The organism is Streptomyces sp. NPDC006332 (genome assembly GCF_040612855.1).
Classification (GTDB): Bacteria; Actinomycetota; Actinomycetes; order Streptomycetales; family Streptomycetaceae; genus Streptomyces.
Genome location: NZ_JBEXRA010000121.1, coordinates 1 through 6209, shown reverse-complemented (window position 1 = coordinate 6209; position 6209 = coordinate 1). Strand labels below are relative to the sequence as shown.

At 69.6% G+C, this 6209-nt stretch carries 8 protein-coding genes; 5 read left to right on the top strand and 3 right to left on the bottom strand.

The features are described 5' to 3' along the window. Positions 1-12: 12 nt before the first annotated feature. Both ABZ027_RS42890 and ABZ027_RS42885 read right to left on the bottom strand, forming a co-directional pair. Positions 13-345, bottom strand: coding sequence for a DUF397 domain-containing protein (locus tag ABZ027_RS42890; protein ID WP_356778503.1), 333 nt, complete (start codon positions 343-345; stop codon positions 13-15). 11 nt (positions 346-356) lie between these two features. Beyond that, positions 357-1211: a helix-turn-helix transcriptional regulator gene (locus ABZ027_RS42885; RefSeq protein ID WP_356778501.1), complete on the bottom strand. Its 855-nt coding sequence runs from the start codon at positions 1209-1211 to the stop codon at positions 357-359. Positions 1212-1450: 239 nt separating this feature from the next. On the opposite strand from ABZ027_RS42885, the gene ABZ027_RS42880 reads away from it, so the two are divergent. The 4 genes from ABZ027_RS42880 to ABZ027_RS42865 all read left to right on the top strand — a co-directional run bounded on the left by ABZ027_RS42880 (position 1451) and on the right by ABZ027_RS42865 (position 3221). Next, positions 1451-1948, top strand: coding sequence for an ATP-binding protein (locus ABZ027_RS42880; RefSeq protein WP_356778499.1), 498 nt, complete (start codon positions 1451-1453; stop codon positions 1946-1948). Positions 1949-2029: 81 nt separating this feature from the next. Continuing rightward, positions 2030-2650 (top strand): Uma2 family endonuclease, encoded by a 621-nt coding sequence (locus ABZ027_RS42875; protein WP_356778497.1) that lies wholly within the window; start codon positions 2030-2032, stop codon positions 2648-2650. 134 nt (positions 2651-2784) lie between these two features. After that, positions 2785-3000 carry a type II toxin-antitoxin system HicB family antitoxin gene (locus ABZ027_RS42870; protein ID WP_356778495.1) on the top strand — a complete coding sequence of 72 codons (216 nt, stop codon included), beginning with the start codon at positions 2785-2787 and terminating at the stop codon, positions 2998-3000. 20 nt (positions 3001-3020) lie between these two features. Next, positions 3021-3221 (top strand): type II toxin-antitoxin system HicA family toxin, encoded by a 201-nt coding sequence (locus tag ABZ027_RS42865; RefSeq protein WP_356778505.1) that lies wholly within the window; start codon positions 3021-3023, stop codon positions 3219-3221. A 37-nt stretch (positions 3222-3258) separates the two neighbouring features. Here the strand turns inward: ABZ027_RS42865 and ABZ027_RS42860 are convergent, their stop codons facing one another. Further along, positions 3259-5169: a glycoside hydrolase family 35 protein gene (locus ABZ027_RS42860; protein ID WP_356778493.1), complete on the bottom strand. Its 1911-nt coding sequence runs from the start codon at positions 5167-5169 to the stop codon at positions 3259-3261. A gap of 68 nt (positions 5170-5237) precedes the next feature. Between ABZ027_RS42860 and ABZ027_RS42855 the strand changes: the two genes are divergently transcribed. After that, positions 5238-6209, top strand: a 972-nt coding sequence (locus ABZ027_RS42855; RefSeq protein ID WP_356778491.1) for a LacI family DNA-binding transcriptional regulator, incomplete at its 3' end; no start/stop codon positions are given.

Below are 6209 nucleotides of genomic sequence, written 5' to 3'. Positions count from 1 at the left end.
GAGGCCCTGCCTTCATGCGCGTACCGCCGAAAGATCACCCGACCAGGAACTCTGTTCGATCCACACGCTCCAAGATCGGTTGAGATACGGCTTCTCAGCGGCAACGTCAGCGGACGACGGCTGCGGCGGGTGGGTCTTCGCGTTCGTCGTCGGTCGGCTCTGGGGAGCACGCGCAGACCTTAGGCTGCATATCAGAGCGTCCAACTGGCGGGGTCCGGTGGCAATGATCGCCTCAGGCTCGTCGCTCTCGCGCAGGAGGATCGTTCCCGCGGGGGCAGTGGCGAGGTAGACGCAGGCGGAGGCCTCCTGGCTGTACGTGGATTTCTGCCAGTGCAGTTCGGGCACGGAGGGCTCCTTCAGAGGTCCTGGGTGAGCTGGGAGATGAAGTCGCGGGATTCGGCCGCGGGGAGCGCTGCTTGCGTGGTCTGGTCCAGGATCAGTCGGTAGCGCTCCAACTGCGCCGGAGAGTCGATGAGTTCTGCGCCGTGGTCGGTGTCGAGCTGGACTGTGTCCAGTTGTTGTACCGGGCCGTGGAAGTAGTCGATGCCCTGGCCCGAGGTGTGGAACGGGCCCCTGTGGAAGGGAATGACGGTGATCGTGACGTGGTCGAGCTCGCTGATCGCGTTGAGGTGCTGGAGCTGGGCCCGGATGGTGGCACGGTCGCCGAAGCGCATGCGGAGGGCGGCCTCATGGATGATCGCCGTGTAGCGCGGGGGCGCTTCGCGGTGCAGGATTTCCTGCCGTTTGATGCGGTGTGAGACGCGGTGCTCGATCTCGTGCGGCTTCAGTGGCGGCACCGTGTGGCTGAACAGAGCGCGGGCGTGGTCGGCCGTCTGCAGCAGGCCGGGGATGTTGATCACATGCGCCACCCGCAGTGCGGTGGCGTGATGTTCGACTTCGGTCAGGTCCAGCACACGGGGGGACAGGATGTCCCGGTACTCCTCCCACCAGCCGCGTCGGCGCTCGCCGGTCAAGGCGGTGAGGGCATCGATCAGGGGGTCGTCGGTGCAGTCGTAGTGCCGGGCGATCGTGCGGACGCGGTCGGCGCTCACTCCGTAGCGCCCCGCCTCGATGTTGCTCACGCGTGACTGTGTGGCTCCGACCAGTGCTGCGGCCTGGGTGGCGGACAGATCGGCCCGCTCGCGCAGCCTGCGCAACTCGACCCCGAGGCGGCGGCGCCGGGCGGTGGGGAGGGGGCTTGGCTGCGGCATCGACCGTGACTTCCTATTCGTACGTACGTCGTCTCGGGTCACCCACACGAAGGCAGCATGGACTGCATTCCCCGCTCTTCATGGAATGTAGTCCATGGCGTGCCCTATGGTGAGTTTCGAGCCCCTCAACTGGCCCCGCCAACAAGCCGGAAGCGCACCCTCCGCACCTCAAGCGGGCGGCACTGCCACCGCCGACGGGCCATCAAGCGAACCAAGTCCCCGCACCGCAGGAGCCGTTCATGGTCACCGTATCCCCGTCGGAGTGCGAAGTGTCCCCAACTTGGGCGTACGCGCTTCAACTACCCCACGATCCGCGCGCCGCGCGCATCGCCCGGGTCACACTCCGTGCCGTTCTCGCGGGCCACGGCATGTCCCAACTTCAGGACAGTGCCAAGCTGTTGGCTTCGGAATTGGTCACCAACGCCTACCAGCACTCGACCGGCCCCGCGACGCTCCGCCTCCGTGGTCTCGGCCGCAGGCGGCTGCGGGTGAGCGTCTGGGACGCCAACCCGCACATCCCGCCTCCTTTCGACAAGCGATCAAGCCCCCACTGTCCCGTGCCGACGGAGGCGGATGGTGGGCGTGGGCTGTTCCTCGTATGCCATTACGCGGAGGCGTGGGGCGGCTATCCGCTCGGGGACGATCTCTTCGGCCGGGGCGGGAAGCTGCTGTGGTGTGAGATCGGGTCGTCGGCCGGGGAGACCCTCGCCACCTCCTTGGAGGCGACCGTCCGATGATCACTCGTTGAGGTGAGGCGGCTGTCATTCCCCCTGGGTACGCTGAATCGTCAGGCGAGACTCCGTCCCATGGGAGCACAAATGAGCGCCGCATCCGACAACGGGCTGGACGACGAGCCGGCGTACCGCTGGCCCATTCCGCCTCCCGAAGGCTGGACCGCGGACGACCTCGACCGGATTCCGGGCCTCCCACCGCACACGGAGTTGATCGACGGGAGTCTCGTTTTCATGAGTCCGCAGACACGTTTCCACAGTCGGACGATGCGTCTGCTGGACAACGCCCTGCTGGAGCAGGCACCGGACCACCTTGACGTCGACCGTGAGATGACGGTCAAGTTGGACTCGAAGAACCGCCCCGAGCCGGACATCGTCGTCTTTCCGGCCAATGCTGTGACCGGCCCGAACCAGACTTGGTACAAGCCAGAGGACATCATTCTCGCCCTCGAGGTCGTCTCCGCCGACTCCCGCGAACGCGACCGCGAGGTCAAGCCCGGCAAATACGCGGCGGCAGGTGTGCCGCACTTCTGGCGTGTGGAGCAGGACGACGAGAAGGGTCTCCCCGTCGTCTACGTCTACGAACTGGATCCGGCCACGAAGTCCTACGGCCTCACCGGCATCTTCCACGACCGGCTCAAGGTGTCGGTGCCGTTCGACATCGAGATCGACCTGACGGCGATCAACAGGCGCCGAGCCACGTCCTGACCGGGACCTCCCTCCTGCGTCGCCTCCGGCGGGGAGTCGCCCCCGACCGCACGTCGCCGGAGACTCACCGCATGCCGGTGGTCCGCGGCCGGACAACCTCTGACGGCGTCGCCCGGCATGCCACACTTTCATCTATGACGCGCGCACTGCACCTGACCGCTGCGGTCACCCGTGAGGACGAGTGGTACGTGGCCCGCTGTCTCCAAGTCGAGGTCACCAGCCAGGGTGCGAGCATCGAAGAGGCCCTGACCAACCTCCGCGAGGCGCTGGAGCTGTACTTCGAGGACGCCCCCGCTCCCGAGGTCGTCGCCGACGTGATCACCGCGCCGGTCGAGGTCCGCGTCGCGTAAGCCCCACCGTCCCCCACGGCCTGTCCGACACCGAGATCGCCAAGGCACTCGAACGCGCCGGCTTCGGCCACATCGCGACCCGGGGCAGCCACACGAAGTACCGCAGGGACGGCCGCACCGTCATCGTGCCCCTGCACCGCTCCCTCGCGCCCGGCACCATCCGCTCCATCCTCCGCCAGGCCGACTGGACCGTGGACGACCTCACCGAGCACCTCAAATAGTTCGCCGCACGCCCACCACGCTCGCGTACGGACCTGGTCAGCCGAACTCCTCGATGTACTCCTCCGGCGGCCCCAGCTCCGGGCGGTCGCGTAGCTCCAGAATTGCGCCGAGGCGTTCCAGCTCGAGGACCGTCACGGTGTTCTCGCCCGCGCGCAGCAGCGGTGCCGGGCAGTAGAGCGTGACCTGTGGCCCGATCTCCCAGTAGCGGCCGAGCAGGAACCCGTTGACCCAGACGAGGCCACGGCTGGATCCCGGCAACGCGAGGAAGGTGTCCGCGGGCGTGTCGACGTACAGCTCCGCGACGGCGAACCCGGCGGGCGTGGTCGAGGGCCCGGAATGCGGGGTCGAAGGCCCGGCCTGCGTGGTCGGGGGACCGGCGGTGACCGCGCTCGACAGTTCCGCAAAGGACCAGTCCTGCAGCGCGACCGGCGTGCTGTCCCAGCCCTGCACGATGCGCCGGTCGACGAGGACCGGACCGAGCAGGCCCTTGGGCCGGCCGATGCCCGGGCCGTAGTTCACCCGGCCGAGGTTCTCGACCAGGACCTCCAGCCGTACGACGTCGCCGGTTCCGTGGAGGGGGAGTTCCGGGGAAGCCGGGTCGGCCACGCCGAGGAGGGTGCCGTCGGCGAAGACCAGTGCCCGGTCGCGTACGTCGGTGAGGGTCAGTCGGTGCTCGCCCGCCGGGATGCGCGGGTGCGCGGTGTGCAGGACCATGCCCGCGTCGAGCCCGAGCTGTTCGAACGTGGCGGGGCGTGGGGCGGTCGAGGTCGGGGCCTGTACGGCACGCAGGCCAATGAGGAGGTCGGCGCGGTGGACGAGCGGGACGCGGACCGGCGGGAGCGTCGGCATCCGGGGGGTGGAGCGGAGCGGCCCACGGGCGCCTAGGGCCTCGCGCATGGCGAAGAATTTGTCGGTCAGCGTGCCGTCTTCGGCGATCGGGGCGTCGGAGTCGTAGCTCGTCACGACGGGTTGGAGGCGTCCGTCGTCCTCGTTGGCGCCCGCCCAGAGCCCGAAGTTGGTGCCGCCGTGTGCCATGTAGACGCTCACGCTGCCGCCGTCGGCGATGATGCCGCGGAGCGTGCGGACCGCGCTGTCCACCCCGCGGACGTGGTGCCGCTTGCCCCAGTGGTCGAACCAGCCGTTCCAGTACTCGGCGACCACGAACGGTTCCCCCGGTCGCCGTGCCGCGAGGAGCCGCCGGGCGGTGGCGGGCTCGGAGCCCAGGGTGACGGCCGTCAGGGTCTCGGGCAGGGTGCCGCCGTCCAGCATCAGCTCGGTGGGCCCGTCGGCCGTGAACAGCAGCTCCCGGATGCCCCGTGTGGTCAGGGCCTGACGATTCCAGCGCAGGTAGGCATGGTCGTCGCCGAAGCTGCCGAACTCGTTCTCCACCTGCACCGCCACGACCGGCCCGCCCTCGGCGGCCTGGAGCGCGGCAATGCGCGGGACCAGGACGTCGAACCAGTGGCCGACGGCGGAGGTGAACCCCGGATCCGAGCTGCGGACCGCGACGTCCCGGCCGGTCAGCCAGCTCGGCAGGCCGCCGTTGGACCACTCCGCGCAGATGTACGGGCCGGGGCGGACGACGACGTCGAGGCCCTCCTCGCCCACGGTGAGGATGAACCCTTCGAGGTCCCGCCAGCCGTCGAAGAGCGGCGCCTCGTCCTCCCGGGGCTGATGGAAGTTCCACGGCACGTAGGTGTCGACCGTGTTGAGGCCGAGGTCGGCGAGTCGGCGGATGCGGTCCCGCCAGAGGTCGGGGTGGACCCGGAAGTAGTGCAGTGCCCCGGACAGGATGCGGTGGGGGGCGCCCTGCCGGTACAGACGGCCCCCGTGCCAGGTGAGCACGCTGGTCGCGACGCCGGCTGCCGCGTCGGTCGTGGTGTGGGCCGGAGCGAGGGGTCTCGTGGGGGGCTCAGTCACGATGCGAGCGTATGTTATCGATGCCATCGCTAACAAGACCGATAGGATCTGTGGGAGGACGACGTCGCGGGCCGGCCGCGGGGGGAAGGAGCACCATGACCGAGGGCACCGCGAGGCCGAGGCAGCCGAGCATGACCGACGTGGCCCGGACCGCCGGGGTGTCGGCGCAGACCGTCTCGCGCGCGCTCCGCGGCTCGCCGAACGTCAACCCCGACACCAAGAGGCGCGTGCTCGCCGCCGTGGACCAGGTCGGCTACCGGTTCAACAGCGCCGCCAGAGCGCTCTCCTCCGGGCGCAGCCACACCATCGGCCTGGTCCTGCTGGCGTCCGGCGGGTACTACTCGCGCTCGGCGGTGACCGCCGGCGTCGAGGCCGCCGCGGGTGCGGCCGGGTACGCGGTGAGCATCGCGACCATCGCCGCGCTCGACACCGGCCTGATGGAGCGATCCCTGTCCAAGCTCGCCGACCAGGGCGTCGACGGCTTGATCATCGCGGTGCCGCTCATCTCCGTGACGCCGAAGATGGAGGACCTCACCCGCGACATCCCGACCGTCACACTCGACGGCTCGCGGACGGCGGGCGCCCGGGTGCTCGGTATCGACCAGCAGGAGGCCGGCCGTGTCGCCACCCAGCACCTGCTCGACCTGGGGCACCGCCAGGTCTGGCACATCGCCGGGCCCGACGAGTGGATCGAGGCGCGCCAGCGGCGACAGGGCTGGCAGGAGTGCCTGGCCGCGGCCGGGATCGAGGCGCCGCCGGCCCTGGAGGGCGACTGGTCGCCCGACTCGGGACACCGGCAAGGGCAGATCATCGCGATGATCCCGGAGGTCACCGCGGTCTTCGCCGCCAGTGACGAGATGGCCTTCGGGGTGATCCGCGCCCTGCGCGAGCGCGGCCGGTCGGTGCCCGAGGACGTGTCCATCGTGAGTGTCGACGACATCGCCCTGGCGGCCTACTGCTTCCCGCCGCTGACGACCGTCCGGCAGGACTTCTACCGCTACGGCGCCCGAGACCGTCAACCTGCCCGACATGACCGGCAAGGGACTCCAGTCCGCGCAGGACCAGGC

Excerpts from the sequence above, each read along its gene's own strand:
- ABZ027_RS42885 (WP_356778501.1), bottom strand. The coding sequence starts at position 1,211 with ATGCCGCAGCCAAGCCCCCTCCCCACCGCCCGGCGCCGCCGCCTCGGG.
- ABZ027_RS42880 (WP_356778499.1), top strand. The coding sequence starts at position 1,451 with ATGGTCACCGTATCCCCGTCGGAGTGCGAAGTGTCCCCAACTTGGGCG.
- ABZ027_RS42875 (WP_356778497.1), top strand. The coding sequence starts at position 2,030 with ATGAGCGCCGCATCCGACAACGGGCTGGACGACGAGCCGGCGTACCGC.
- ABZ027_RS42870 (WP_356778495.1), top strand. The coding sequence starts at position 2,785 with ATGACGCGCGCACTGCACCTGACCGCTGCGGTCACCCGTGAGGACGAG.
- ABZ027_RS42860 (WP_356778493.1), bottom strand. The coding sequence starts at position 5,169 with ATGGCATCGATAACATACGCTCGCATCGTGACTGAGCCCCCCACGAGA.